The organism is Streptomyces katrae (genome assembly GCF_002028425.1).
Classification (GTDB): Bacteria; Actinomycetota; Actinomycetes; order Streptomycetales; family Streptomycetaceae; genus Streptomyces; species Streptomyces katrae_A.
The window spans coordinates 298,558-324,258 of the sequence record NZ_CP020042.1 but is presented as its reverse complement, the minus strand read 5'-3'; the positions used below and the strand labels follow the sequence as shown (position 1 = coordinate 324,258).

The following is a 25,701-nucleotide window of genomic DNA, read 5'->3' as shown; positions in this document are numbered from 1 at the left end:
ATCAGCAGGGTGAGGCCGAGGCCGAGTGCGGCGGCCCCCGCCATCGCGGGCAGTCCGAACCGCCGGTGGTCGGTCAGGCGGTGTGCGCGTCGCATGTCTCTCCTGGGGGCGGGGCTCGGGGGCTCGGGGATTCCGGGTGCTCCGGGGTACGACCGCAGACAAGGATCCAGCCATCTTGGCCAAAAAGGACAAAAATGTGCCGGTTCTCACGCACAACGGAAGCCCGCCCTCCGCTCGCACAGCACCCCTCCGGGGGCGGTCCACCTCGCCCGGGACGCGGAGGATAGCGTTTTGGCCATGTACGAGATCAAGGGCGTGAACGCCGCACCGGGCGGGCGGCGCACCGTCCGGTTCCACGACCACGGCTACGCCGTCACCCCGGACCGGCGCGCCGCCTCCTTCGCCGACACCTTCCTCGGTGAGGGGGCCGGCTGCGTCACCGCCCTGGTGCTGCTCGCCCTGACCGGCCTCTACAGCCTGCTCCGCACGACCGGCGCGCCGGAGGCCGCCCTCACGGCCTGCATCGTGCTGTTCCTCGTCGCGCTCTGCTACGGGGCCCTGATCGCGCTGGTGCACTGGGCGAGCGGCGTGGTCGCGGACGTCCTGATCGTCCTGCTCGCCGTGCTGACGCTGCCGGGCCTGCTGTTCCCGGCCTACCGGCGGGCGCTGCGGCGCCGACTGGGCGGCGGGGGTCCCGAGACCCGGCGCGGCTGGGTACCCGCCACGGCCCTCGCCGGAGTCTGGTACCAGTGCGACCCCCGGGGCGGCGACGTGGTGACGGTCCGGCTCACCGACGGCTCCGTCACCGCCTACGTCCCCCCGCCGGAGCGGGGCCGCGACCTGTACGACCGCTTCGACGCCCTGCTCCGCGGCACCCGGCCCGAGCAGCCGGCGCAGCCCCAGCCCTGGCAGGGCTACGAGCCCTACCCGCCGCACCAGCCCCACCAGCACCCGGGCCACCCCCGCCCCTGACATGGGCTCCGCCCCTGCCACCGGCTCCGGTGCGGACCTGTGCTCCGCGCCGGCTACAGGGCGGCGATGAGCGCGGGCAGTTCGCGCATGTCGTGGAAGACGGTGGTGTCCGGGCCCTCGAGGCGCCCGGCGGGGGTCAGCCCGCCGGCGTAGCCGAGGGAGCGCATCCCGGCGGCCCGGGCGGCGTGGACGCCGGGCCGGCTGTCCTCGACCACGACGCAGGCCGCCGGGTCGACGCCCATGCTCCGGGCCGCGTGCAGGAACAGGTCGGGGGCCGGCTTGCCGCGGGAGACCTCGCTCGCGCTGTAGATGCGCCCGGCGAAACGTGCGTGGAGTCCGGTCCGGCCGAGGGTGTGCCGCATCTTGTCGTGGGAGCCGCTGGAGGCGACGCAGGACGGCAGGGCGAGCGCGTCGAGTGCGTCCAGGGCCTCGGGCAGGCCGTCGACGGGCGCGAGTCCCGCGTCGACGGCCTCCCGGTGGAGCTCCTCGAACCGCTGCGACCAGACCGCGGCCACGTCCTGGCCGAGCCGGCCGGCGATCTGCTCCCGGATGGCGGCGTGCGAGCGTCCGATGAACCGGTCCACGACCTCGTCCTCGGTCAGCGGCCAGCCCAGCTCGGCTCCGAGGGCCACCTGCACGCGTGCGGCGATGCGCTCGCTGTCGACCAGCACGCCGTCGCAGTCGAATATGACGAGTTCGATGGGCTTGATCATCCCCGCAGCATAGGGCCCCGCCCCCACCGCTCAGCCGGCGGGCAGGCGCATGCCGAGGCGGGTGCCCAGGGCGCGGGCGGTGGTGCGCACCTCCTCACCGGTCTCGCCCTCGGCGACGGCGCCGAGCACGGCGAGCGCGAGCACGGCCTCGCGGTAGGTGAGCATCGGCAGCCGCTCGGGCCCGGCGTCGGCGTCCGCGTCGACTTCCTCGGCCACGATGTCGGTGTAGAGATCGTCAAGTGTCACACGGGACCCAACGCCGCGGCCGTCCCCCGGTTACGGCACCGGCCCGCCTGCCCTTCCCCCCTCAGTCCCGGGGATGGAGCGGCACCGGAAGCCGGTCGAGCACGATGCCGAACTCCGCGCGGTAGACGGCCCGTACCTCCTCGTCGCTCGCCAGCCCCTTTTCCGTGCGGTCGCCGTCGGCCGAGGTGGTGATGAGCGTGTGGTCCCGCAGCGTGATCCGCCCGCCGTCCCGGGTGAGCCGGGAGCATGACGAATCACGGAAAGAAGACGGCCGGGCTCTGGACGCTGCCGTTCGCGGTGGTGCTCCTGCTGGCGGCGGGGTGCGGCACGCAGCGGGCCGGCGTGGCCCCCGGCGCGTCCCTCTCCTCGGGCCCCACACCCGTCGGCACCCCGGTGGCCGCCCCGAGCGCACCGGCGGACTTCCCCTGCCCGGGCGAGAGTTCCGCACCGCCGGCGCCCACGGCCGCCACCGGTTCCGGGCCGGACGCTTCGCCCCCCGACCACTACGCCGAGAACCACGCCTTCAGGATTCCGCTCCGCCTGCACGGCCAGAGCCGCTGCGACGGCCTCGCGGCCGAGGGGCGCGTCAAGGGCGCCCTCGAACCGCTGCGCCGGCGCGGCGACTTCACCCCCGGCCACGTCCACGGCGCACTCACCGGCCTCGGCTATCCCGCGGGAAAGGTGCGGACCTACCAGAACGGTCCCACCGTGGTCGGGTTCCTCATCGACATCGGCGCCTCCCCCTGGTGCGTGGAAGGGATGCTGAACAGCGGGTCCACCACGGCGGAGGCCTTCGGCGGATACCCCGACGGCACCGGCTGCGAGCCGCCGAGGGGCGGGCACTGAACCAGGCGGCGACCGCTTGCCTCACCTATCGACATTCGATAGATTCCCATCGTGAGTCGATGGAAGGGTGAGTCGTCATGGGAAAGCTGACAGTGGGTGCGCTCCGCGCCGTGCTCGTGGTCGTGCTCGCCGGCACGGTGTTCGTACAGGCGGGGATGGTGTGGGCGCTGGCCACCGACCCCGAGGACGGGTCGCTCCCGCTGACCCCGCTGCGCCTGGTCACGATCCTCGGCATGGTGGCGGCCCAGGTAACCGTGGTCTGCGTATGGCGGCTGGTGACCATGGTGCGGCGGGGAACCGTGTTCTCCCACGCCGCGTTCCGTTACGTGGACGGTGTGATCGGCGCGATCGGCGCGGCCGCCCTCGTGTGGTTCGCCGTCACGGCCCTGAACGCACCGGGCCAGCGGGAGGACCCGGGTGTCACCGTCATCATGGGCGGGGTGGGCGTGGCCATCCTGGGGGTCGCGCTGATCGTGCTCGTGCTGCGGATGCTGCTCGCCCAGGCGGTGGCCCGCTACGCCGAAGCGGACCAGTTGCAGGCCGAGCTGGACGAGGTGATCTGATGCCGATCGCCGTCGACATCGACGTGATGCTGGCCAGGCGGAAGATGTCGGTGGGTGAACTGGCCGACCGCGTGGGCATCACTCCCGCCAACCTTGCGGTGCTCAAGAACGGCCGCGCCAAGGCGGTCCGCTTCGCCACGCTCGCCGCCCTCTGCGAGGCCCTCGAATGCCAGCCGGGCGACCTCCTCCGCTGGGAGTCCGAGAACCCCCCGGCCGGCTGAGACTCCCCTCGCCGCCCCGTCCGGCCCGCTGACGCGTACTCGATCCCCGTACGAGGAGTTCTCCTTTCCCCCGTGACAGCGTCGTTGCTCCAGGCTCCACCGGGACGAAGGGACAGACCGAATGACCAAGGCAGGGCGCAGGTTCGGCATCGGTGCCGTGGCGGCGGCGATGGTGGCCGCGACGATCACCTTCACGGGACCGCAGGGTGCCAGCGCGCAGGACCAGGCCCGCCGGGGCTGGGACCACTTCGGGTTCGGGGTGCCGTGGGAGGAGTCCTACGGGTACTCGCAGGGCATCAGGGCCGGGGACACCGTCTACATCTCGGGGCAGGTGTCGCATGACGCGGCCGGGAACTTCGTGGGCGCCGGCGACTTCGAGAAGCAGGTCCGCACGGCGTTCGACAACCTGGACAAGGTCCTCGCGCACTACCGGGTCCCGCGCAGCCAGATCATCAGCATGAAGATCTTCACCAAGGACCTGCGCAAGAACTTCGACACGGCCGCGCGGCTGCACAAGGAGTACGTCGGCAACCACCGCACGACCGACACCATCGTCGGAGTCAGCGACATGTCCGTCCCCGAGCAGCTCGTGGAGATCGAGGCCATCGTCCAGGTCTCCCCGCGCTCCTGACCGGCCCTCGCTCCGAGGCCGCCCTTCGCCGGGGCGCCGCCCCGTGTCCGGCCGTCCGCCCCTGTGGCCCGGCTGTGGACGCGCTGTACAGTGCCGACGACTTTACGCATCGGTAATCGGACGGCAGTGCGGGCAAGGGGGCGGAAGAGGGATGAGAGCGCGCATACCGGAACGGCCAGGCGAGCCCCGCCGCCTGGCCGTCCTGGACGGCATACGGGTCCTGGCCGCCCTGGCCGTCGTCTTCTACCACTACGTGGCCTTGGCAAGTGCCTGGGGCGAACCGACCACGGACGTCTTCCCGCTGGCCCGCCGCTTCGCCGTCTACGGCTGGCTGGGTGTCGAGATCTTCTTCCTCGTCAGCGGGTTCGTCATCTGCATGAGCGCCTGGGGCCGCGGCCTGGGCGACTTCGCGGCCTCCCGCGTCGCCCGCCTCTTCCCCGCCTACTGGGCGGGCGTGGTGTTCACCTCGCTGGTGCTGCTGCTCTGGCCCGAGGTGCGGCCGGGCGTCAAGTACACCGACGTCGTGGTGAACCTGTCGATGCTGCAGGGCGGCCTCGGGGTCCCGAACGTCGACGACGCGTACTGGACCCTCTTCGTGGAGCTCAAGTTCTACGCGCTGTTCGCGCTCGTCGTCCTGCGCGGGCTGACCTACCGCAACTGCGTGCTCTTCTGCGGGACGTGGACCCTGGCCGGGGTGGTGGCCCCGACCGCCGACGAAGGGGTGCTCTCCTTCTTCGCCATGCCGTCCGCCTCCCCGTACTTCATCGCCGGCATCGCCTTCCACCTGATGCGCCGCTTCGGGCCGAACGCCGTCCTGTGGGTCATCGTCGGCATCCAGTTCCTGCTCGCGCAGCACTACGTGTACGGCCGCATGACCTCGAGCCTCGGCGCGGCCGTCACCGAGCGGACGCCCCTGTGGCCGGCCCACCTGGTCATCCTGCTGGGCTTCGCCGTCATGGCCGCCCTCGCGCTTGGCACCCTGGACGGCATCCGGTGGCGCTGGCTCCCGCACGCCGGCGCGCTCAGCTACCCGCTCTACCTGATCCACATGATGGCCGGGCTGACGCTCATCCACCACTTCCGGGACCGCGTCGCTCCCGTGCCCCTGGCCCTCGGCACCACCGCCTCCATGCTGCTGTCGGCCTGGGCCCTCCACCGCCTCGTCGAACGCCCGCTGGGCCGGCGGCTGGGCGCCGCGCTGCGCCGCGGGATCCAGGACATCCGGGTGGCGGCGGCCCCGCCCCGGCCGGAGCCGGGCGGCCTGCCCGGGCAGCCGGCCGTGCCGGGGACGGACCGTGTCCCCGCCGGACGGCAGGGCGTCTCCTAGCGCCGGCCCCGCCGCCCCGGCGGCAGGCGGGCGGCGCACGCACGGGTGCCCGGAGCCTCGAAGGCTCCGGGCACCCGTGTTCGGATCACGGCCGGTCGGCCGCGGGTCAGAAGGTGAGCTTGAAGTCGGTGATCGTGCCGGTGTCGGCAGCGGCCTTGTCCTGGACCTTCAGCTTCCAGGTGCCGTTGGCCGCCACGGCCGAGGCGTTCACCGTGTACGTCTTGTCCAGGTTGGCCGTGGAGTCCGACGAGGAGTTCTGCAGGCGGAACGTGGTCCCGTTCGGGGCCACGAGGTCGATCTGCAGGTCACCGACGTAGGTGTGGGTGATCTTCACGCCGACCTTGAGGGTGCTCGGCGCGTTCCCGGTGATCCCGGTGACGGCGACCGACGAGGTGACCGCCGGGCCGGGGGAGTCCGGGATGGCCACCTGCGTGGTGCTCTCGAAGACGTTCCCCGGGTTCGGGTTGCCGCCGCCCGAACGGGCGCCGACGTTGACGGCGGCCCAGGCGTCGGTGACGGCGTTGACCTCGGCGCTGCCCGCGCCGTACAGCTCGGTCGCCGCGGCGATCGTGCCCGCGCGGGCACCCGCGTAGTCCGTGGTGGAGTTGAACTTGGTGGTGAGGGCCTTGTACCAGATCAGCTGGGCCTTGTCCCGGCCGATGCCGGTGACGGGCAGGCCGTCGGAGGTCGGCGAGTTGTAGTTCACGCCGTTGATCGTCTTGGCGCCGGAGCCCTCGGAGGCCAGGTAGAACCAGTGGTTGGCCGGGCCCGAGGAGTAGTGGACGTCGAGGTTGCCGACGCCGGAGTACCAGGCGTCGGCGGAGCCGCCGTCCTTGCTCGGCTTGTCCATGTAGCGCAGCGGGGTGCCGTCGCCGTTGATGTCGATCTTCTCGCCGATGAGGTAGTCGCCCGGGTCGCTGGGGTTGTTGGCGTAGAACTCGACGGAGGTGCCCATGATGTCGGAGGTGGCCTCGTTCAGGCCGCCCGACTCGTTGCTGTACTCCAGGCCCGCGGTGGCGGCGGTGACGCCGTGCGACATCTCGTGGCCGGCGACGTCCAGCGAGGTCAGCGGGTCGTTGTTGCCGGCTCCGTCGCCGTAGGTCATGCAGAAGCAGCTGTCGTCCCAGAACGCGTTGACGTAGGCGTTCCCGTAGTGGACGCGGGAGTAGGCGGCGACGCCGTCGCCGCGGATCCCGGAGCGGCCGAAGACGTTCTTGTAGAAGTCCCACGTGACCCCGGCGCCGTAGGCGGCGTCGGCGCCCGCGGTGGCGGCGTTGGAGTTGGCCCCATTGCCCCAGGTGTCGGTGGCCTGGCTGAAGAGCGAGCCCGTGCCCGAGGTGCCGTGGTTCAGGTTGTAGGTCTTGTGACCGCCGCGGCCCGTGTCGTTCATGGTGAAGTTCGTGCCGGACTTCGACGTGCCGAGGGTGACCTGGCCGCTGTAGTGCGTGTTGCCGACACCGGTCTCGATGCCCTGCCACTGGTGCAGCTTCGCGCCGGTCTTGGCGTCGGTGATGACGTGGAGCTGGTTGGGGGTGCCGTCGTCCTGGAGCCCGCCGATGACGGTCTCGTAGGCCAGGGTCGGCACGCCGTTGGCCATCCACACGACCTTGCGGGGCGCGATGTCGGCCTTGTCGGCCTTGGAGCCGACGGCCTTCGCGGCGTCCAGGGCCTTGGCGGAGGCGGTCGCCGGAGCGTCGGCCGGGGCGGAGGTGGAGACGCCCTGCAGCTGGGCGTTGGACGCCTTGCTCACGCTCTGCGTGCGGTCGGCGGAGGTGCGGTTGACGACCAGGTCGCCGCCGAGGACGGGGAGTCCCTCGTAGGTGCGCTCGTAGCGGGTGTGGGTGGTACCGTCCTGGTCCTTGACCACGTCGCGGACGAGGAGCTTCTCCTGGGCGCCCAGGCCGAGCTCCTTGGCCGTGGCGGCCGTGGTGCTCTGCGCCTTGGCGATGAGCTCGGCGCGCTGGGACGGGGTGAGCTGCGCGGGCAGCGCGCCCGGGTTGCGGGGCTGGCCCTTGGCGGCGGCCGGGTTCGCGGAACCGCCGGGCTGCGCGCTGGCGCTGCCCGCCTGGACGCCGACGGTGAGCAGGGCTGCGGCGGCGAGCAGGGCGCCGGTGGCGGTGGCGTTCCGCCGGTGCGTGGAATTCACGCGGGGACTCCTTCGGAGTGGTGGGGGGTGGAACCGGCGGCCGGGATGGGCCGGCCGGGTGCAGCGTGTCGATCAACTCCAGCTGGGGATGGGGAGAGGTTGCCAGCGATCTCCATGATCGCCATGGACACGTCAGGTATTGGCCGAAAGGCGTCCGGATTTCGCCGGTGCGCGTCCGCTGAGCGGACACCGTGGCGTGGTGCGAATGGGGCGACACCCGCTCAACTCGGCTGATCCAGGGCGGGACTTGGTCCAGTCTTGGTACTCGGCGACGTGTCCCGCATTCAGGTAAAGCGTTCGATATCAAGCGTCAAACAGCCTTGTTCTGCTCAGGACTTGGCGGGTGTGATCGCGGGAGCCGCCTCGAGCGGCGCCACCCCCCAAGGGAGTCCGCCATGCATCCAGTCCGTCGTACGTGGCCGCGCGTCGCGCTCACCACGGCCGCCGTCGCCGGCCTCGCGCTCACCGCCGCGGCGGCCGCCCCGGTGGCCGGGACCGTCACCGCCTCCGGGCACGGATCCACCCTCCCGCGCACCGTGGCGCGTCCGGCCGTCGCCGGGCACCAGCTGGTCCGCGCCGTGGGGAGCCCGCTCTCCGTGGAGGAGTGCCGGGCCAAGTGGAAGATCGCCTGCTACACCCCGCTGCAGTACCGCGAGGCCTACGACCTGGGCCCGCTGTACAAGGCGGGCATCACCGGCAAGGGCCGCACGATCGTCATCGTGGACTCCTTCGGCTCGCCCACCGTCCAGCACGACCTGGACGTCTACAGCAGGCAGTTCGGGATACCCAGCACCAAGGTGCAGGTGGTCAAGTGGGGCAACGTCCCCGCCTGGGACCCGAAGAACGCCGACATGCTGGGCTGGGCCGGCGAGACCACCCTCGACGTGGAGATGGCGCACGCGGTGGCACCCGACGCGAAGATCGTCCTGGTGGAGACCGCGGTCGCCGAGACCGAGGGCACCACCGGACTGCCGGAGATGATGGACGCCGAGAAGGCCCTGATCGACCACGGCATCGGCGACGTGATCACCCAGAGCTTCGGCGCCACGGAGAACACCTTCCCCGGCTTCGACCAGGGCGACTTCTCCAGCATCAAGAAGCTCCGCTACGCCTTCGAGGCCGCCGCCCGCAACCACGTCACCGTCCTGGCTTCCTCCGGCGACGGCGGCGCCACCGACAACACCGCCGACGGCACGGGCTACTACCACGAGCGCGTCAACTCCTGGCCCTCCTCCGACCCCCTCGTCACCTCCGTCGGCGGAACCCAGCTCCACCTGGACGACACGGGCAGGCGCACCGCCCCCGAGAGCGTCTACAACGACCACGGCGCGGGCGGCGGCGGCCAGTCCCACGTCTTCACCCGCCCCTCCTTCCAGAACGGCGTCAAGAACACCGTCGGCCCGCGCCGCGGCACCCCGGACATCTCCATGGCCGCCGCGGTCGACGGCGGCGCGTGGCTCTACTCCAGCTACGACCCGGCGGCCACGGGCTGGGACGTCTCCGGCGGCACCAGTGAGTCCAGCCCCCTGTTCGCCGGCATCGTCGCCCTGGCCGACCAGGCCGCGGGCAAGCGCCTGGGCGACATCCACGAGGCGCTGTACCGCCTGTACGGCCGCTCCGCGTACGACCGGTCCACCGGCATCGTCGACGTCAACGACGGCACGGACAACAGCTACCAGGGCGTCACCGGCTACCGGGCGGTGGACGGCTACGACATGGCCACCGGCGTCGGCACCCTGGACGCGGCCCGCTTCGTCCCCGCCCTGGCCCGCGAAGGCCGCCGCGGCTGACGCTCCGGGCCGGTCCCCCGCCGGCGGTGACGGCCTGTTCGCGTCCTTGTGGCGGGCGGCCCGGAACAGGAGGATCCCCCCGACCCGACAGGCAGGCGCAGCAGAAGGGATCCGCGATGGGATTATGGGGGGTTCTCGGCAGGGCCGGGCTGGTACTGGCCCTGGCCGGGGCCGGACCGGCCGTGGTCGGGGCGGCGGCGCAGGCGCGTCCGGCGACCCCGCAGCTGGTGGTGCAGCGGACCGGCGGGCTGCTCGACGGGGACGTCGTCGGCTTCTCGGTCAAGGGCGGCCCGCCCAAGGCGTACGTGTGGGTGGAGCTGTGCGCCCCGGACACGGTGGCGGGGGCCTGTGACGAGGACACCGGACGGCAGTTCCGCGTGCTGCCGGACGGCACCCTGGCGAAGTCGCCCAAGAAGCTCTACGCGCAACTCGTCACCGGCGCGGGCACCTTCGACTGCCGCACCGCCACCGCGGCGCACCCGTGCCGGCTGGCCCTGACGGACAACACCGGTGCCGTCCTGACCACCGTCGCGCTGGGCTTCCGGCCCCACGGCGCGCTCGAAGCGGCTCCCACCGTGGGGGCGGACCCGTCCGAGGGGCTGGTGGACGGCCAGTCCGTACACGTCACCGGGCGCGGCTACGAGCCGCAGTACCACTCGCTGGTCATGGAATGCGCGGCCGGCTCCACCGAGGCCACCGGCTGCCGCACCCGGGGCCGCCCGCCCGCCACCACCGACCAGGGGCGGCTGGACGAGGAGGTCGTGCTGTCGGCGTCCTTCACCACCGTCGACGGGCGCACCGTCGACTGCCGGGTCGCCCCGGGCTGCGAGGTGGTCGTGTTCGGGACCCGGGTCCGCGGCCCCCACTCGGTGTCCCACCCCGTCCGCTTCGCCCCGGCCAGCGCCCCGGCCGGCGGCTGACGGCACCCCGCCGCGACGCCTCGGCCCCGCTCCCGTCAGGCGATCGGCACCGGCGGCCGGGAGGTCCGGCGGCGGGCACCCTCCGTCCGCCCGTCCGCCCGTCCGCCCGTCCGTCCGGGCGGCGGGCGGACGGACGCCTGCCGCCCGCCGCCCGCCCCTGCGTCACTCCCCGGGTGACAGGTGGGCGTTGGGCGCCCGGCCCGCCTCCGCGTACTCGGGGAGCTCCACCACGGTGACGCCCCGCTCCCGGAGCCGCTCGGTGCCGTTCGCGCCCGGCACGAAGGTGTCGGGCTCCCGCCAGCCCGTGACCACGCGCCGCACCCCGGCCCCGGCGATCAGTTCCGCGCACGGGTGCGGGTACGAGGCGCGATGCCCGCAGGGTTCGAGGCTGCTGTAGACGGTGGCTCCGGCCAGGCCGGAACCGCCGCGCACCTTGGCGAGCGCGGCCTGCTCCGCGTGGACGCGGGCGTCGCCCCCTTCGCGGGAGTGGCCCCGGGCGAGCTCGCGGCCGTCGGCGGCGACGACGATCGCCCCGACCGAGAAGGCCGTCGTGGAGGGCGGGCAGGCCGCGGCCAGTGCGCAGGCCTCCCCGAGCCAGACCGCGTCGGCGGCGGTGGCCCGCGCGCCGGTGCCCGGGCGGCGGTGGGTGGCGTAGCGCAGCAGGGTCACATCGCCGATCCGCCGCGACTCGGCGAGCGCCAGCCGGTGTTGCGGACCGCCCGGGTAGCCGCCCGCGCCGAACATCCGGGGTGCGTCCGCCCCGCCCACGATGACCGGGGCGATGACCAGCTGGAGTTCGTCCGCCAGCCCCTGCCGCAGGAACTGGGTGTGGACCGAGCCGCCGCCTTCGACCATCAGCCGGCGTACGCCGAGGCCGTGCAGGTGGTCGAGGACCTGAGGCCACACGTCGTCCTGCGCCACCTGGTGGACCGTGGCCAGGCCGCCGAGGGCCGCCACCGCCCTGTCCCGGGCGGCGCGGCCCACCGCGTAGACGACCTTGGTGCCCCCGTGGTGCCAGAACCGCCGGCCCGGGTCGAGGTCGCCGCTGCGCGTGACGGTGGCCTTGACGGGGTGCGGGGGGAGGCCGGCGCCGGCGCGGGCCGCGCGCCGGCCGGCGGAGGCCACCTGGACGCGGGGGTCGTCGGCCCGCAGCGTGCCGGCTCCGAGGAGGACCGCGTCACAGGAGGCGCGCACGGAGTCGACGCGGTCGAAGTCCTCCTCGTTGGACAGCAGCAGCCGCGGCTGCCCGGGAGGGGTGTCGAGGCAGCCGTCCAGCGAGACGGCGGCCGAGAGCAGGACGTAGGGACGGGGCATGCGAAGGCTCCTCGAGGCGGGGGACAGGGCGACTGCACCACGGCTGTAGCGCGACTGCACCGGCCGGAGAACAGGGTTGGCCTGACGCCGGGCGATTGGTACAGTCCAATGCGTGCCGTCGATCTTGGAGCCCACCGGTCTCGACGGCCGAGTCGATCTGCGTACCCGCCCTCTGCGGGACCCTCCACCGGATGAGATCCGGTGCACCGTCGGACCAACCTACAGCTGGAACCTGACAGTCGTTCACGGAGGAGTCACCTTGTCCCGGTCCACCACGCAAGAGCGCAAACCGTTATCCCCGCCGCTGTCCGTGCCGGGGCACCGATGACCGACATCCTGGTCCCCACCTGGCCGTTGCGCCCCTACGCGGCGGCCCCGCCGCCGCCGCACTGGCGGCCCGCCCGGCGCCTCACCCTCCTGATGCCGTTCCACCGCGAGACCGCCGCGACGTTCGCCCGCTCGGCCCGGGCCGTGGCCGCACTGCAATACCCGGCGGAACTGCTCCAGGTGCTGTGGCTCGTCGCCGACGGCCCCGAGCACGCGCAGGAGGCGGAGCGGGCCGAGGACGCCCGGGCCGCCGCCGGCCGCCCCGAACTGGACTGGCGGATCCTGCGCCTGCCGGGCATGAGCCCCAAGGGCACCGCCCTCAACCACGCCTTCCCGCACGCGGACGGCGAGGTCGTCGCCGTCGTCGACGCCGACGTCGTGCCCGATCCCGGCCAGCCGGCGGAAGCGGTGTGGGCCCTGGAGCAGGGCTACGCCCTGGTCCAGGCCGAGGAGGTCGCGGAGCCCGGCCCGCGGCTGACCTCACGCGTGAAGACCGCCGAGGACGCGGTGTGGCACGCGTCGGTGCGCGGACTGGCCCGGGCCGCCGACGTCCACGTCGTCGCGGGCAGTTCGGTCTACGCCTGGAGCGCCACCTGGGACACCCTCCGCCCGATCCGCTCGGACGACGTCGAGGAGTCCTACCACTGGTCCCTGCGGCTGATGAGCCAGGGCGCCTCCACCGGCTTCCTGCGGCGGCCGTCGCGGGTCAGCTCGACCGACCGGACCGCAGCGGCCCTGCGCCAGCGTGCCCGGTGGGCCCGGGGACAGCTGCGGGCCGTGGTGGTGAACTGGCCCGAACTCTCCCCGCGCGGACGCCTGCTGGGCGCGGTCACGGTGGGCAGCCTGGCGGCCAGGGCCGCGATGCCGGCCCTCCTCGCCGCCGCGGCCGTCTCGCCCCGGGCGCGCAAGGCGGCGGCCGCCGTGGTGGTGGCGGACGCGGCCTGCGTCCTGGGCGCCCGGCGCAGCCCCGAGTACCGCGACCGGGTCGACGGCCTGGCCTGGGCCCTGGTCGTGCCCTGGCACCTGGTCGGCGCCCTCGCCGTCTACCGCGCCGTATGGGAATGGGCACGCGGCGACCGGGGCTGGCACAGCGTCCGGGAGACGGCCGACTCCGTGGCCGCCGCCCCGCAACCCGGGGAAGAGGCGTCCCGTTGAGCCCCGCCACCGGGCGCGCACCCGTGATCAGCGCGGCCGTCATGGCCCATCCCCGGCGCCTGGAGGAGGCGGCCCGGCTGGCCGGCGCCCTGCGGCCCTGGCAGGCCGTGACCGCCGTCGACCCCGAGCCGGACGGGCCGCCCACCACCTTGCGCACGGCCCGGGAGGCCTGGTCCCGGATCCGCCCCGGAGCCACCCACCACCTCGTGCTCCAGGACGACGTCGAGCTGTGCCGGGACTTCCTGCGGCGCGTGGAGACGGCCGTCCGGGAGCACCCGGACACACCGCTCGCCTTCTACGCAAACTGGAACTCGTGGAACGGCGCCGCGACCCGCGCCGCCGCCCTCCAGGGCGCCTCCTGGGTGCCCGCCGTGCCGGGGGAGTGGGTCCCCACCCTGGCGCTGCTGCTGCCCCGCAGCGATGTGACGGCACTGCTGTCGGCGGTGCCCCGGCAGGGCGCCCCGGCGGAACCCGACGACGTGGTGCTGGCCCGCGAGCTGGCCGCGCGCCGCCGCAGGGTGCTGATCTCGGTCCCGCACCTGGTGGAACACACCGGAACGGCCAGCATCGTCGGCAACGACCGCTACGGGCCCCGGCATTCGGCCTGTTTCGCCGACGACGTCGAGGCCCCGGCGGTCGCACGGCCGGGCCCCGCCGGCACCCTGCCGCAGCCCCCGCCGGTGCTCGTCCACCGCCCGCACGGCCACGCCCACGTGATCCTCACCGCCCCCGGCGGCGCGGACGGCGAGCCGCTGTTCCTGTCGCGGGAGGCGTACCTGCGCGGCACACCCGCCGCGGAGCGCGCCGGGCGACGGTGGGAGCGCGCCCGGGCCGGCCTGGCGGGCCTGCGCGTACCGGACGAACTGCTGTGGCTGTGCGAGGAGATCTGGCACGGCGGCCACCTGCTCGGCCTGCACACCCCGCCCACCGAACGGCCGCCGTCCTCCGCCCTGATCCGTGTCGCCCTGCGCAGCTGGATCCTCGGCGGCTCGGCCGGGGACCCCGGCCACCGGCTGTGGATCGAACAGCGGGTGGCCCGCCTCACCGGCCTCGCCGAAGAGGCCTTCGCCGCCGGACGCGACGACCGGCGCGTTCACGGGCCGCTACCCGCCTTCCCGAGCGAGCGGCTGGCCGGGCTGCCCGCCGCCCGGCACATCTGGCGCGACCCCCAACTCGCCCTGTCCACCTGATCCCACCGCGCGACCCGCGCCCAGCGCGGCATCCTGCTGCGGCCCCGGACCGCGCCGCCCGGCGGCATCCCCCTGCCCGGACGCGGCCCCGCCCGTCGCCGCACACCCCCACGGAACCACACAGCACGAACGCACGAAGGGTGTTGAATACCGATGGCCACGGCCTTTCCCGTAGACGAGAGCCCTGAATTCGAAGTCCCCCTCTGCGAGATCCGCGCGGAGGTCCCCGTTCCCATCGAGGCGGGCGGACGCACGCTGACCGCCCGCATGGTCACCTTCTCCGGACTGATCGACGGCCGCGAACACCTGGCCCTCGTCTTCGGCGAGGAGATCGCCCCCGTACCCCTGGTGCGCCTGCACTCGGAGTGCCTCACCGGTGACGTCTTCGGTTCCGCCCGCTGCGACTGCGGGCCCCAACTCCGCGAGGCCACCGACCGGTTGGCCGAAGGCGGCGTCCTGCTGTACCTCCGCCAGGAGGGACGCGGCATAGGCCTCTACAACAAGCTGGACGCGTACGTGCTCCAGGACCAGGGGCTCGACACCTTCGAGGCGAACCGCCGGCTGAGCTTCGCGGACGACGAGCGGGACTACCGGGTCGCGGCGCAGATGCTCCGGGCGCTGGGCGTCGACGGCATCCGCCTGCTCACCAACAACCCCGACAAGGCGGCACAGTTGGCCGCCTCGGGCATCGAGGTGCACGACTCGGTGAGCACCGGGGTGTTCCTCGGCGCCGGCAACCGGCGGTACATCGAGGCCAAGGTCGTGCACGCCGGCCACCGCATCGCCCTGACCGGGGTGGCACCGGCGTGAACCGGCCGACACCGCCGGCGCCGGCCGCCCCCGCGAGGTGGCGCCGCGCCCTGGGGGTTCCGGACCTGTCGGGCCAGGGCAGGATCGTGGCCGCCACGGCGCTGGACACCTTCGGCGCGGGCATGTTCACCCCGCTGTCCTTCCTGTTCTTCCTGATGACCACCGACCTGACGGTGGCCCAGGTGGGGCTGGGGACCAGCGTGGCGACGCTGCTGTCGATACCGCTGACCCCGATCGCGGGCATGGCCGTCGACCGGTGGGGCCCCCGCGTGTCCCTGATCTCCAACAACCTGCTCGCCGCCACGGGGTACCTCTGCTACCTCCTGGTCGACTCGCTCCCCGCCCTGGTGGCGAGCATGCTCGTGGTGCTGGGCGCGGACCGCATGTACTGGGCCGCCTGGCCGGCCTTCGTCGCCGACCTGGCCGAGGGCGCCGAACTCGACCGGTGGTACGCGTTCACGGCGGCGGGCAAGAACGCCAGCGTGGCCGTCGGCGGGGTCGTCGGCGGACTGCTGCTGGCCGGCGGCTGGTCCGGCGCCGCGGCGCTGATCGTCGTCCTCAACGCCTCCACCAGCGTGGTCACCGCCCTGCTGTTCTGGAAGCCCGTACGCCCCGTACGCCCCGTACACCCCGTGCACCCCGCGGCGCCGGCCGGGCCCGAGCGACCGGACGACACGAGCGCGCCGGAACCGGCGGCGGACCGGGCGCAGGCACAGGCGGCGGGACCGGGGCCGGCAGCGGGCCGGTCCGGCTGGCGGGCCGTCTTCGCCGACCGGATCCTGCTCTGCGTCCTCGCCTCCCAGACCGCGCTCGCCTTCGGCTGGCTGATCCCGACCCTGATCCTGCCGGTCTACCTCGTCAAGGTGCGGGACCTGCCGGCCTGGCTGCCGTCGACCGCCCTCACCGTCAACGCGCTCCTCATCGTCGCCGCGCAGTCCACCCTGACGGCCCGGCTCGCCACCATCGCACGCAGCCGGGTGATCTCCTGGGCGGCGGTGCTGATCCTGGCCGCCGTGGGACTGCTCGCCCTGCTCCCGCTCACCGCCGGAGCGGTCTCGATCGCCCTCGTGCTGGGCGCCGTGCTCGCGTTCACCACCGGGCAGATGACCGCCACCCCGGCCGTCGTGGCGCTCTCCGCGACCCTCGCCCCGGCAGGGGCCCGCGGCCGCTTCCTGTCGCTGTTCAACCTCACCTGGACGGTGTCCGCGACGACCGGGCCCGCACTCGTCGGGGCGCTCGTCGAACGGCAGGCGGCGCTCCTGTGGGTGGTGCTCGCCTGTCTCGTGGCCCTGGGCGGCCTCGGCTACCGGTTCACCGGCGGCCTGGCACCCCACCGGCTCGGCAGCCCGCGCGCACGGTCCGCCGACGCCTGACGGCCGACGCCCTCCCGGACCACCCGCACCGGCCCCCACACATCCACGCATCCATGTCCGCCATTTCGCACGACATCCCGAGGGAGACACTCACGTGATCCGTCACCACGGCCCGATCAGCGGCGTCGCCGCCCACGGCACCCGGTACGTGGCCACCGCCGGCTACGACAACCAGCTGATCCTCTGGGACGCCGCCCGCAAGCAGGCACTCGCCCGGGCCACCCACGACCACCTCACCAACCAGACGGCGTTCAGCCCCGACGGCCGCCACCTGGTCAGCTCCTCCAGCGACTACTCGGCCCGCCTGTGGACGGTCCCCGAGCTCCGGCTGGCCGCCGTGCTCGCCGACCACAAGGACGACGTCGAGATGTCCGTCTTCCACCCCGTCAAGCAGCTCATCGCCACCGCCTCACGCGACCACCACGTGCGCGTGTTCGACTTCACCGGCGCGCTCCAGGCCACCTTCACCGGCCACACGGCGGACGTGATCTCCGTGGAGTGGGTCACCGGCACCGACGAGCTGGTCTCCTCCAGCGACGACGGCACCATCAAGCGGTGGTCCCTGGAGACCGGCGGCATGCTCGCCGAGATCGACCTCGACGGCGTGGAGACCGACACGGTCGCCATCACCCGCTCCGGCGCCATCTACGCCGGCAACGACGAGGGCGAGATCATCGTCATCGCCGACGGCACGACCGTCACCCACCCGGCCCACGAGGCGGGCATCAAGCGGCTCGTCTACAACGCCGACCGGGAACTGCTGGTCAGCCTCAGCTACGACCGCACCCTGCGCGTGTGGGACACCTCCGGCCCGCTCGCCCCCGTGGCCACCTCCTCCCTGCCGCCGCAGGTCTGGCCGCGCTCCTGCGCCTTCCTCGACAGCGACACCCTGGCCTTCGCCACCTTCGGCTCCTCCTACGCCACCTACCGCATCGCGGCCGAGGAGTGGAACCTCGAAGGCATCGAAGGCACCCCGTGCGTGAACGCGGTGCTCGTGGACGACACGGGCCGCACCCTGACCATCGGCGACGCCGGAGTGCTGTGGGCCGACGGCACCCCGCACAGCGAGACCGGCAGCCTGTGCAACTTCCTCACCCCCGTCGGCGGCCGCGTCGTCACCGGCGGCCAGATGGGCACGGTCTTCGACGCCCTGACCGGCGAGGTGCTCCACCAGCACCGCTCGCCGCTCAACTGCGGCGCCGCCTTCACACGCGACGGCGTCCCGCACGTGATCGTCGGCTCCTACACCGGCGAGGGCATCGTCTTCTCCGTGGCCGCCGACGGCACCTTCCGGCACGAGACGACCCTGCGGCTCCACGGCAACGCCGTCAAGGGCATCGCCGTGTCGGGCGACCGGATCTTCTCCGTCTGCGCCGACGGCAGCGCCACCTGGTTCTCGGTGGCCACCCTCACCGAACTCCACCACCTCGACGGCGCCCACGACCGTATCGCCAACGGCTGCGCGGCCCTCCCCGACGGAGACTTCGCCAGCGTCAGCCGCGACTACAAGCTGCGGCTGTGGCGCGGCTTCGAACCCACCGTCGTCACCACCCCGCACGACCACTCGATCAAGTCCGTCGCCGCGACCCCCGACGGGCGGTTCGTCGCCACCGGCTCCTACCACGGCCTGGTCGCCGTCTACGACGTGACCCGCGGCACCTGGGCCACCACCCGGGTGACCACCGCCGGCATCTCCTCCCTCACCCACGACCCCGGGACGGGCCGCTTCCTCGCCGGCTCGTACGACGGCCACGTCTACCCCGTCTCCCCCTGACGCCCCGCCCCACCGCCACGGAGCACGCCCCGTCCGCGCCACCCGCCGGCCTCGCCACCCGCAGGCCGGCGGGACCCGGCACACCACTGGCTCCGAGGCCGCACCGCACCCCGACCGCCCGAACCCACGAGAGGAACGACATGCCACGACGTCTGCGACACGCCGCGGCCCTCCTCGCCGGCCTCCTCCTGCTCCTGACCCCGGCGACGGCGGCGAACGCCGCGGCCACCCCGGCCGGACCGGCCCGCGAACTCACCGTCTGGCTGATGTGGGGCTCCGTCCCCCAGCCCGAACTGGAGCGGCTCACCGTCGAGTTCGAGCAGACCCACCCCGGCGTCACCGTGAACGTGCGGATGCAGGGATGGCCGGGGATCGACGAACGGCTGGAAGCGGCCCTGAACTCCGACGAGGCACCGGACGTCGTGGAGACCGGGACCACCACGACCCCGTACTTCGCCGCCAGGGGACTGCTGAAGGACCTCTCCGACCAGTCCGGCCCGCTCGGCGCCCAGGAATGGATCCCCTCCCTGCGCGAGTCGGGGAACTGGCAGGGCCGCCAGTACGGCGTGCCGCTGTACGCCGCCTCACGCGTGGTGATCTACCGCAAGGACCTCTTCGAGGAAGCGGGACTCACCCCGCCGCGCGACCAGAGGGAATGGCTGCGCACCACGCGGGCCCTCTCCCGGGCCCACCGCGCGGAGCCCGGGTTCCAGCCCGTCTACCTCCCGGGCCAGAACTGGTACGTGCTCTCCGGATTCCTCCACGACCGCGGCGGGCGCATCGCGCAGTACGACGGCGCCCGCTGGCGCGGCGGCCTGAGCACGCGCCCCGCCGCCGAGGCCCTGGAGTACTACCGCGCGCTCCAGTCCTTCTCCCAGGCCCCCAAGGACCAGGACGAAGCACACCCCTTCCAGTACGAGGTGCTGGCCAAGGGCCAGGTCGCCCAGATGATCGGCCTGCCCTGGGAGGTCGCCGACGCCGAACGCATCAACCCCGAACTGCGCGGCAAACTCGGCATGTTCCCCGTCCCCGGCACCTCCGCGGACCGCCCCGGCAGCGTCTTCCTCGGCGGATCGCACCTGGCCGTCGCCGGGCGCGCCCGGCAGCCCGCCCTCGCGGCCGACTGGGTCGCCCTGCTGACCGGCCCCGCCTTCCAGCAGCGCCTGGCCACCGCGAACGGGGTCCTCCCCAACCGGCTCGCCCTCGCCCAGGCCATCGACGACCCCGGCGTCCGGGTCCAGGCACAGGCCGCGGCCAACGGGCACACCACCCCGGTCGACCCCCGCTGGCCCACCGTCGAGGCCGCACCCAACCCGCTCAAGACCCTGCTCACCGACGTCCTGACGGGCCGCTCGCCCCGCGCCGCCGGCCACCGGGCCGACACCGTGCTGGAAGAACGCCTCAACGCCGCCGCGCCGCCGGCAGGGAACACCACCCCGCAGAGCACCCACCCGTAGCACGGCCCGGCAGACCCGTACGGCGGCGCGTGCGCGCCCGGCCCTCGGGCCCGCACCGCCCGCCACCCACCCACCGCCCACACGGCCCGCACCACCCCCTTCGCACCCCCTCCTTCCCAAGGACCCCCATGCCCGACCAGCGCCACCGCGAACTCACCCGCCTCGCCAACTCCGTGCTCCAGCCGGGCTTCGTGGGCACCACCGCGCCCGACTGGGTGCTCCGCAGGATCGCCGACGGCCTGACCTCCGTCGTCCTGTTCGGGCGCAACATCCAGACACCGGAACAACTCGCCACGCTCACCGCCCAGTTGCGCGCCGAGAACCCGGACCTCGTCATCGCCGTCGACGAAGAGGCCGGCGACGTCACCCGCCTGGAGCGGCACACCGGCTCCTCCCGGCCCGGCAACCTCGCCCTGGGCACCGTCGACGACCCCGACCTCACCTTCCAGGTCGCCCACGAGCTCGGACGCGAACTGCGCGCGGCCGGCGTCTCCCTGAACTACGCCCCGAGCGCCGACGTGAACTCCAACCCGCTCAACCCGGTCATCGGCGTCCGCTCCTTCGGCGCCCGCACCGAGACCGTGGCCCGCCACACCGCCGCCTGGATCCAGGGCCTGCAGTCCGCGGGCGTCGCCGCCTGCGCCAAACACTTCCCCGGCCACGGCGACACCACCGTCGACTCCCACCACGGCCTGCCCCGCATCGACGCCGACGCCGAGACGATCGCCCGCGTCGCCCTGCCCCCGTTCCGGGCGGCCGTCGAAGCGGGCGTGCGCAGCGTGATGACCGCCCACATCCTCATCCCGGCGTACGACGACACGCTCCCGGCCACCCTCAGCCCCAGGATCGTCGGCGGGCTCCTGCGCGAGGAACTCGCCTTCACCGGCCTGGTGATCACCGACGCCATCGAGATGGGAGCCGTGTCCGAGCTCTACGGGATCACCGGCGCGACCGTCAGGGCCGTCGCCGCCGGCGCGGACGCCGTGTGCGTCGGAGGCGAGAGCGCCGACGAGTCCACCACCGTCGCACTCGCGGAAGCCCTCGCCCGCGCCGTGCAGGACGGCACCCTCCCGCAGGAGCGGCTGGCCGAAGCCTCGGCCCGCGTCGCCGAGTTCGCCCGCTGGTCCAGCCGGCTCCCGCAGAGCGGACCGGAGCACGGCGCGGACGGCCGTGACACGGGCCTGGCCGCGGCCCGGCGCGCCGTCCGGGTCCACCACCGGCCGGACGCCCGCACCACCCTGCCGCTGGCGGGCGCCCCCCACGTCGTGGAGCTGGCCCCCACGACCCACCTCGCCATCGACGGCGGCACCCCCTGGGGCGTGGCCGACCCGCTGCGCGCACTGCGCCCGGACACCACCTCCGTACGCCTCGGGGAATCCGACCTGGCACACCACGACGCCCTCGACCGGGCGGCGCTGGCCCCCGCCGTGGGACGCGCCCTGGTCGTCGTCGTGCGCGACGCGGCCAGGCACGCCTGGATGGAGCGGGCCCTGGACGGCCTGGTGCGCAGCCGCCCCGACGCGGTGGTGGTCGAGATGGGCGTCCCGTCCGACGCCGCCCCGGCGGCCGTGCAGCTGAACACGCACGGAGCCACCCGCGTCTGCGGCATCGCCGCGGCCGAGGTGCTGCTCGGCGCCGTCTGAGCCGGACCAGCGAGAAGCGACCGACCACGACACGGGAGACCCGGGGCAGCGGCCCGTCCGCCCGCCCCGGACCGTGCGAAGCCTGGAGCATGGCATGCCGACCCCCGACACCCTCGAACCCACCGTCCCCCGCGAACGTCCCGGCCACCTGTACCGCGCGGCCTCGGACCGCCCCTACTTCAGCGCGGACGGCGAGACCTACCTCTCGCCGGTCCGGCTCCGGGACCTGCGCAAGACCCGCCCCCTGCGCGTCCTGTCCGCACAGGACTTCGCCGCCTGGCAGACCTACGGCTACGTGATCGTCAGGAACGCCATATCCGCCGACGCCGCCCGGCGCCTGCTGGAGTTCGCCTGGGAGTTCCAGGGCCTGGACCCCGCCCGGCCGCAGGACTGGTACGCGCAGCGCGAGTTCCGTTCGGAACTGGACCGGCACCTCTACATCTACGGATTCGTGGAGGCCTACCACCACCAGCTCATCTGGGACAGCCGGCAGACACGGCGCGTCTACGACGCCTTCGTCGACGTCTGGGACTGCGAGGAGCTGTGGGTGACCCTCGACCGCCTCAACCTCAACCCGCCCAACGTGCGGAACCGCGACCGCGCCCTCATCGAACCGGCCGACCGGGGCTTCGACATCGACCTCCACTGGGACGTGGACACCACGCTCGGCGTGCCGCCCCAGCGGGTCCAGGGGATCATCGCGCTGGACGACACGCACCCGGATACCGGGGGGTTCCAGTGCGCGCCGGAGCTGTTCCGCCGGTTCGACCAGTGGCAGGCGGCCCAGCCCGCCGACCGGGACCCGGTCAGGCCCGCGATCGACCGCGCCGAGTTCCCCGTGATCCGGCCCGAACTCGCCGCCGGCGACCTGCTGATCTTCAACGGGCACCTGGCCCACGGCGTCGCACCCAACACCTCCGCCGACCGCGTCAGAGCCGTCCAGTACCTGTCCATGATGCCCGCGCTCGAGGAACACACCCGGCTGCGCGCCTCCCGCGTCGACTCCTGGCGCCGGCTCACCACCCCCGACTGGAACAAGACCCTGGTCGGCGACGCCACCCGGCACGAATCCCTCCGCTACGGCCGGGCCGCCCTGGACGACCTCGGCAGCAGGCTGCTGGGCCTGAGGTCCTGGGACGACGATCGGACACCGGCGCGGTGAACAGGAGAAACGACGTGGACAAGATCTGCCTGACCCTCCCCACGAACCGGGCCTGCGCCGACACCATCGAAGCCGTAGGCCGCGAGGCCGCCCACGCCGCACGCCGCTTCGGGGCCGAAGTCCACCTGCTGGTCCTCGACTCCGCCGACCGGCTTTCGTTCGCACGCCATGCCCGGGCCGTCCGCGCGGCCGGAATCGCACCGGGTGTCGTCGCCCACCACCTGGACGAAGCCGGGCAACGGGCCTTCCTGCGCGCGGTGATCGACCGGGCCGGTCTCGGCGCGGCCGACCGGGTGCTCGGCCTCATGCTGCCGTCCGCGGTCTCCTACGGTGCCTGCACCAACCGCGCCTTCCTCATCGCCGCGGCACTCGGCTGCCGTTCGGTGCACCGCCGGGACTCCGACAGCCGCTACCAGGAGCTGGACGGCGAGCCCGTCTTCCCCATCACTCACGAACTGGCCTTCCTGGGGCGGAAGGCGGCCGACGTGACCGCCTCCGTCTCCGAGATCAGAGAGATCACCAAGGTCACCGAGGGCCCGCAGGCCGTGGAGCACGCCGACAGGACGGTGGCCATGGTCGGGGGCTCCTTCGTGGGGGTGCCCTCCGTCGACCTCACCGACCTCCAGCTCCGTGCCCCCGACGTCCACCGCGAGGTCGTCGGCCTGTGGGCGCCCGCCGCCTGGTCCGGACAGGAACGGGACCGGCTGGTGGACGAGTCGTTCAAGGGAGCGGGCACCGAGCCGTTCACCCACGACCACACGGTCCTCGGTCCCGTCGACCCCATGCGGGTCGACATGTGCAACATCGCCTTCCAGCACGAGGTCCACGAACGCGTCCCGCTGCCCCCGGCCACCGACACCATCGGCAGCGACTACTTCCTCTTCCACCTGCTGTACCACGCCGGCCTGCCCGGCGTCCTGCACAACCGCCACATCGTCAACTTCCACACCGACGAACGCAAGACCGGCCCGGGCTTCACCGCCTACCAGACCCGCTACGCCAAGTTCGTGCTGTCCATGCTCCACTTCCGCTTCCTCCACGCACGCATGGCGCAGCTGGGCGACTCGCTCCTGGACGACCGCCACCGGCTCCGCGCGGACGTCGTGTCCGGACTCGTCCGGGAGAGCACCGCCCTGGACGACACGGAGAACGTCCACCGCCTGGACACCCTCACCCGCTCCTACCGCACCCTGGGCGGCGCCTACGCGCAGACGGCCGAACGCCTGCGCCGCCAGGGCCCGCGGCTCCTCGCCGAGGCGCGCGCGGACATGGAGGACTTCGCGCACCTCATCGACGCATGGCCGGCCCTGGTGCAGGCCGCGCGGACCACACCGCTCCACGGGAAGGCGCAGCCATGACCGCCGGCACGGACACCGGGACCGGATCCGCCACCCGGATACGAGGCATCTCGCCCGCCGACTGGGACGCCGTCGCGGCACTGGAGGCCGCCGTGTACGGCCCCCGGGGGCTCTCGGAGGGGAGGGCCGCCCTGGAAGCGAGGGGCGAGGCCTCGCCGTCCACCTGCTTCGCCCTCCACCACGAACTGCGCCTGGCCGGCTACCTCCTCGCCTTCCCCTACCCCCCGGGCCGCTGCCCGGACCTCCTGCGGCCCGAACGCACCGCCCACCGCTCGGACAACCTGCACCTGCACGACATCGCCGTCGCCGAGGACCTCCGCGGCAAGGGATACGGCCGGACCCTCCTGCACCACCTCTCGGACGCCGCGCGGGCAGCGGGATACCGGCGGATCTCCCTGGTCGCCGTCTCCGGCATGGACACCTTCTGGGCCGCACTCGGCTACCGCCCCCAGCCCGGGGTCACACCACCACCCCACTACGGCGGCGACGCCGTCTACATGTCCAAGACGATCCGGGAGGGCCGACCCCACGGTGCGCAGAATCCGAGAGCCCCGCATGACACCCACCACTGACCCGATCCCCTTCCACCGCGCCCAGCCCGGCATCGCGGCGGTGTTCGCCCTCCTCGGATTCCAGTACGCCACCTGGGCGTCCAGGCTTCCGGCCCTCACCGCACGTCTGGACCTGTCCGAGGCACGCCTCGGCCTGCTGCTCATGGCCTGCGGGGCGAGCGCGGCCGCCTCCTTCCCGCTCGTGACCGCCCTGATGGCACGACTGGGCTCCCGCCGCCTCGTGCTGCTGTCGGCCACCGTCCTGGCGCTGCTCCTGCCCGTCCTGGCGCTGGCCCCGAACTACCCGGCCGCCGTGGTGGTCCTGTGCTGTGACGGAGTCGCGGTGGGCTGTCTGAACGTCGCCATGAACGCGCAGGGAGCCGCCCTGGAAGTGACCCACGGCCGCACGGCCATGGCACGGCTGCACGCCGCCTTCAGCGGCGGAGGCCTCGGCGCGGCGCTCCTCGCCTCCGCCGTCACCGCCCTCACCCCGGACCTGGCGGCCCACTTCGCACTGGCCTGCCTGCTCCTGCTGCTGTCACTGGCCTGGGCCCGGCCCCGGCTGCTGCCGGACGAGGCCGGCCGCGCCGGGGAGAAGACCGGCACGTCCCGGGCGGTGGTGTCGGCCGCCGCCCTGTGGATGGGGGCGGCGATGGCCTTCGCGACCGTGACCGAAGGAGCCATGAACGACTGGTCGGCGCTCTACCTGGACACGGTGGCCGGAGCCTCCGAGCAGGTCGCGCCACTGGGCATCGCCGTCGTCTCCGTGACCATGGTGGGCGCCCGCCTCTTCGCGGACGGCCTGCGCAGCCGCTGGGGCGACGGCCGCGTCGTGCGGGCCGGGAGCGCCCTCGCCGGCACCGGTCTGGCGCTCGCGCTGCCGGCGGGCGGAATCGCGGCGACCCTGACCGGCTTCGCCTGCGTCGGCCTCGGGGCGGCCGCCGTGACCCCGTGCGTCTACGTGGCCGCGGCACGCAAGGGCCCGAACGCCCTCGCCCTGGTCGCCGCCATGGGGACCACCGGCCTGCTGGCCGGCCCCGCCCTGATTGGCTTCATCGCGAGCGCCGGCAACCTCGTCTGGGGCATGGCAGCGGTCGCCGCCTCGGCCCTCCTGGTCACCCTGTGCGCCACCCGCATCGCCTGGCAGCCCCCCACCCCCGGCTGATCCCCACCTCCCATCCCGTCCCGGCACCAGTCCGCCGATGCGCGGTG

The 25,701-nt window shown here is 73.6% G+C and carries 24 protein-coding genes; 19 read left to right on the top strand and 5 right to left on the bottom strand.

Going from position 1 to position 25,701, the window contains the following annotated elements:
• Positions 1–297: 297 nt before the first annotated feature.
• Complete coding sequence (locus tag B4U46_RS01715; RefSeq protein ID WP_079423405.1) at positions 298–972, top strand: hypothetical protein; 675 nt, start codon at positions 298–300, stop codon at positions 970–972.
• A gap of 53 nt (positions 973–1,025) precedes the next feature.
• Here the strand turns inward: B4U46_RS01715 and B4U46_RS01710 are convergent, their stop codons facing one another.
• From B4U46_RS01710 to B4U46_RS01700, 3 genes are all read right to left on the bottom strand, one after another.
• The gene (locus B4U46_RS01710) at positions 1,026–1,685 is read right to left on the bottom strand and encodes an HAD family hydrolase (RefSeq protein ID WP_079423403.1); all 660 of its coding nucleotides are present in this window, start codon (positions 1,683–1,685) and stop codon (positions 1,026–1,028) included.
• A gap of 30 nt (positions 1,686–1,715) precedes the next feature.
• A complete protein-coding gene (locus B4U46_RS01705; protein WP_079423401.1) occupies positions 1,716–1,931 on the bottom strand; it encodes a hypothetical protein in 216 nt (71 codons plus the stop codon).
• A 61-nt stretch (positions 1,932–1,992) separates the two neighbouring features.
• On the bottom strand, positions 1,993–2,310 hold the full coding sequence (locus B4U46_RS01700; RefSeq protein WP_079423399.1) for an arylamine N-acetyltransferase: 318 nt from the start codon (positions 2,308–2,310) through the stop codon (positions 1,993–1,995).
• On the opposite strand from B4U46_RS01700, the gene B4U46_RS38755 reads away from it, so the two are divergent.
• The 5 genes from B4U46_RS38755 (at position 2,229) to B4U46_RS01675 (ending at position 5,519) form a co-directional block, all read left to right on the top strand.
• Positions 2,229–2,777, top strand: a complete 549-nt coding sequence (locus B4U46_RS38755; protein WP_237292509.1) for a hypothetical protein — start codon at positions 2,229–2,231, stop codon at positions 2,775–2,777. The genes B4U46_RS01700 and B4U46_RS38755 overlap by 82 nt on opposite strands.
• A 77-nt stretch (positions 2,778–2,854) precedes the next feature.
• A complete protein-coding gene (locus tag B4U46_RS01690) occupies positions 2,855–3,340 on the top strand; it encodes a DUF2975 domain-containing protein (protein ID WP_079423397.1) in 486 nt (161 codons plus the stop codon).
• Positions 3,340–3,561 carry a helix-turn-helix domain-containing protein gene (locus tag B4U46_RS01685; RefSeq protein WP_079423395.1) on the top strand — a complete coding sequence of 74 codons (222 nt, stop codon included), beginning with the start codon at positions 3,340–3,342 and terminating at the stop codon, positions 3,559–3,561. The genes B4U46_RS01690 and B4U46_RS01685 overlap by 1 nt, the downstream gene beginning before the upstream one ends.
• A gap of 121 nt (positions 3,562–3,682) precedes the next feature.
• Positions 3,683–4,192 carry a RidA family protein gene (locus B4U46_RS01680; protein WP_079423393.1) on the top strand — a complete coding sequence of 170 codons (510 nt, stop codon included), beginning with the start codon at positions 3,683–3,685 and terminating at the stop codon, positions 4,190–4,192.
• A 151-nt stretch (positions 4,193–4,343) separates the two neighbouring features.
• Positions 4,344–5,519: an acyltransferase family protein gene (locus B4U46_RS01675; RefSeq protein ID WP_079423391.1), complete on the top strand. Its 1,176-nt coding sequence runs from the start codon at positions 4,344–4,346 to the stop codon at positions 5,517–5,519.
• A 106-nt stretch (positions 5,520–5,625) separates the two neighbouring features.
• Here the strand turns inward: B4U46_RS01675 and B4U46_RS01670 are convergent, their stop codons facing one another.
• Entirely contained in the window at positions 5,626–7,665 is a 2,040-nt protein-coding gene (locus tag B4U46_RS01670; RefSeq protein ID WP_079423389.1) for a M4 family metallopeptidase, read from the bottom strand.
• Between the two features lie 395 nt (positions 7,666–8,060).
• On the opposite strand from B4U46_RS01670, the gene B4U46_RS01665 reads away from it, so the two are divergent.
• Positions 8,061–9,455 (top strand): S53 family peptidase, encoded by a 1,395-nt coding sequence (locus B4U46_RS01665; protein WP_079423387.1) that lies wholly within the window; start codon positions 8,061–8,063, stop codon positions 9,453–9,455.
• A 116-nt stretch (positions 9,456–9,571) separates the two neighbouring features.
• Positions 9,572–10,375, top strand: coding sequence for a neocarzinostatin apoprotein domain-containing protein (locus B4U46_RS01660; protein ID WP_079423385.1), 804 nt, complete (start codon positions 9,572–9,574; stop codon positions 10,373–10,375).
• A gap of 162 nt (positions 10,376–10,537) precedes the next feature.
• On the opposite strand, the gene B4U46_RS01655 is transcribed toward B4U46_RS01660, so the two are convergent.
• Complete coding sequence (locus B4U46_RS01655; RefSeq protein WP_079423383.1) at positions 10,538–11,689, bottom strand: dihydrofolate reductase family protein; 1,152 nt, start codon at positions 11,687–11,689, stop codon at positions 10,538–10,540.
• Positions 11,690–12,013: 324 nt separating this feature from the next.
• Between B4U46_RS01655 and B4U46_RS01650 the strand changes: the two genes are divergently transcribed.
• The 11 genes from B4U46_RS01650 to B4U46_RS01600 all read left to right on the top strand — a co-directional run bounded on the left by B4U46_RS01650 (position 12,014) and on the right by B4U46_RS01600 (position 25,654).
• Entirely contained in the window at positions 12,014–13,171 is a 1,158-nt protein-coding gene (locus B4U46_RS01650; RefSeq protein ID WP_079423381.1) for a glycosyltransferase, read from the top strand.
• Positions 13,168–14,361 carry a hypothetical protein gene (locus B4U46_RS01645; protein WP_107438200.1) on the top strand — a complete coding sequence of 398 codons (1,194 nt, stop codon included), beginning with the start codon at positions 13,168–13,170 and terminating at the stop codon, positions 14,359–14,361. Before B4U46_RS01650 ends, B4U46_RS01645 begins: the two co-directional genes overlap by 4 nt.
• A 153-nt stretch (positions 14,362–14,514) precedes the next feature.
• Complete coding sequence (locus B4U46_RS01640) at positions 14,515–15,171, top strand: GTP cyclohydrolase II (RefSeq protein WP_079423379.1); 657 nt, start codon at positions 14,515–14,517, stop codon at positions 15,169–15,171.
• Positions 15,168–16,544: an MFS transporter gene (locus tag B4U46_RS01635; RefSeq protein ID WP_237292507.1), complete on the top strand. Its 1,377-nt coding sequence runs from the start codon at positions 15,168–15,170 to the stop codon at positions 16,542–16,544. The genes B4U46_RS01640 and B4U46_RS01635 overlap by 4 nt, the downstream gene beginning before the upstream one ends.
• Positions 16,545–16,638: 94 nt before the next feature.
• Positions 16,639–18,318, top strand: a complete 1,680-nt coding sequence (locus B4U46_RS01630; RefSeq protein WP_079423377.1) for a hypothetical protein — start codon at positions 16,639–16,641, stop codon at positions 18,316–18,318.
• Positions 18,319–18,458: 140 nt separating this feature from the next.
• Positions 18,459–19,775 carry an extracellular solute-binding protein gene (locus tag B4U46_RS01625; RefSeq protein WP_079423375.1) on the top strand — a complete coding sequence of 439 codons (1,317 nt, stop codon included), beginning with the start codon at positions 18,459–18,461 and terminating at the stop codon, positions 19,773–19,775.
• 128 nt (positions 19,776–19,903) lie between these two features.
• A complete protein-coding gene (locus tag B4U46_RS01620; protein ID WP_079423373.1) occupies positions 19,904–21,418 on the top strand; it encodes a glycoside hydrolase family 3 protein in 1,515 nt (504 codons plus the stop codon).
• Between the two features lie 94 nt (positions 21,419–21,512).
• Positions 21,513–22,580: a phytanoyl-CoA dioxygenase family protein gene (locus B4U46_RS01615; RefSeq protein ID WP_079423371.1), complete on the top strand. Its 1,068-nt coding sequence runs from the start codon at positions 21,513–21,515 to the stop codon at positions 22,578–22,580.
• Positions 22,581–22,594: 14 nt separating this feature from the next.
• Positions 22,595–23,938 (top strand): DUF6271 family protein, encoded by a 1,344-nt coding sequence (locus B4U46_RS01610; RefSeq protein WP_079423369.1) that lies wholly within the window; start codon positions 22,595–22,597, stop codon positions 23,936–23,938.
• Positions 23,935–24,510, top strand: coding sequence for a GNAT family N-acetyltransferase (locus tag B4U46_RS01605; protein WP_079423367.1), 576 nt, complete (start codon positions 23,935–23,937; stop codon positions 24,508–24,510). The genes B4U46_RS01610 and B4U46_RS01605 overlap by 4 nt, the downstream gene beginning before the upstream one ends.
• Positions 24,494–25,654, top strand: a complete 1,161-nt coding sequence (locus B4U46_RS01600) for an MFS transporter (RefSeq protein WP_079423365.1) — start codon at positions 24,494–24,496, stop codon at positions 25,652–25,654. Before B4U46_RS01605 ends, B4U46_RS01600 begins: the two co-directional genes overlap by 17 nt.
• The last annotated feature ends 47 nt before the right edge of the window (positions 25,655–25,701 follow it).

Bases quoted from the DNA above. Each gene is read 5' to 3' on its own strand.
- B4U46_RS01665 (WP_079423387.1), top strand. From the start codon at position 8,061: ATGCATCCAGTCCGTCGTACGTGGCCGCGCGTCGCGCTCACCACGGCC.
- B4U46_RS01620 (WP_079423373.1), top strand. From the start codon at position 19,904: ATGCCCGACCAGCGCCACCGCGAACTCACCCGCCTCGCCAACTCCGTG.
- B4U46_RS01605 (WP_079423367.1), top strand. From the start codon at position 23,935: ATGACCGCCGGCACGGACACCGGGACCGGATCCGCCACCCGGATACGA.
- B4U46_RS01710 (WP_079423403.1), bottom strand. From the start codon at position 1,685: ATGATCAAGCCCATCGAACTCGTCATATTCGACTGCGACGGCGTGCTG.
- B4U46_RS01685 (WP_079423395.1), top strand. From the start codon at position 3,340: ATGCCGATCGCCGTCGACATCGACGTGATGCTGGCCAGGCGGAAGATG.
- B4U46_RS01660 (WP_079423385.1), top strand. From the start codon at position 9,572: ATGGGATTATGGGGGGTTCTCGGCAGGGCCGGGCTGGTACTGGCCCTG.
- B4U46_RS01600 (WP_079423365.1), top strand. From the start codon at position 24,494: ATGACACCCACCACTGACCCGATCCCCTTCCACCGCGCCCAGCCCGGC.
- B4U46_RS01680 (WP_079423393.1), top strand. From the start codon at position 3,683: ATGACCAAGGCAGGGCGCAGGTTCGGCATCGGTGCCGTGGCGGCGGCG.
- B4U46_RS01690 (WP_079423397.1), top strand. From the start codon at position 2,855: ATGGGAAAGCTGACAGTGGGTGCGCTCCGCGCCGTGCTCGTGGTCGTG.
- B4U46_RS01640 (WP_079423379.1), top strand. From the start codon at position 14,515: ATGGCCACGGCCTTTCCCGTAGACGAGAGCCCTGAATTCGAAGTCCCC.
- B4U46_RS01650 (WP_079423381.1), top strand. From the start codon at position 12,014: ATGACCGACATCCTGGTCCCCACCTGGCCGTTGCGCCCCTACGCGGCG.
- B4U46_RS01615 (WP_079423371.1), top strand. From the start codon at position 21,513: ATGCCGACCCCCGACACCCTCGAACCCACCGTCCCCCGCGAACGTCCC.
- B4U46_RS01655 (WP_079423383.1), bottom strand. From the start codon at position 11,689: ATGCCCCGTCCCTACGTCCTGCTCTCGGCCGCCGTCTCGCTGGACGGC.
- B4U46_RS01715 (WP_079423405.1), top strand. From the start codon at position 298: ATGTACGAGATCAAGGGCGTGAACGCCGCACCGGGCGGGCGGCGCACC.
- B4U46_RS01625 (WP_079423375.1), top strand. From the start codon at position 18,459: ATGCCACGACGTCTGCGACACGCCGCGGCCCTCCTCGCCGGCCTCCTC.
- B4U46_RS01675 (WP_079423391.1), top strand. From the start codon at position 4,344: ATGAGAGCGCGCATACCGGAACGGCCAGGCGAGCCCCGCCGCCTGGCC.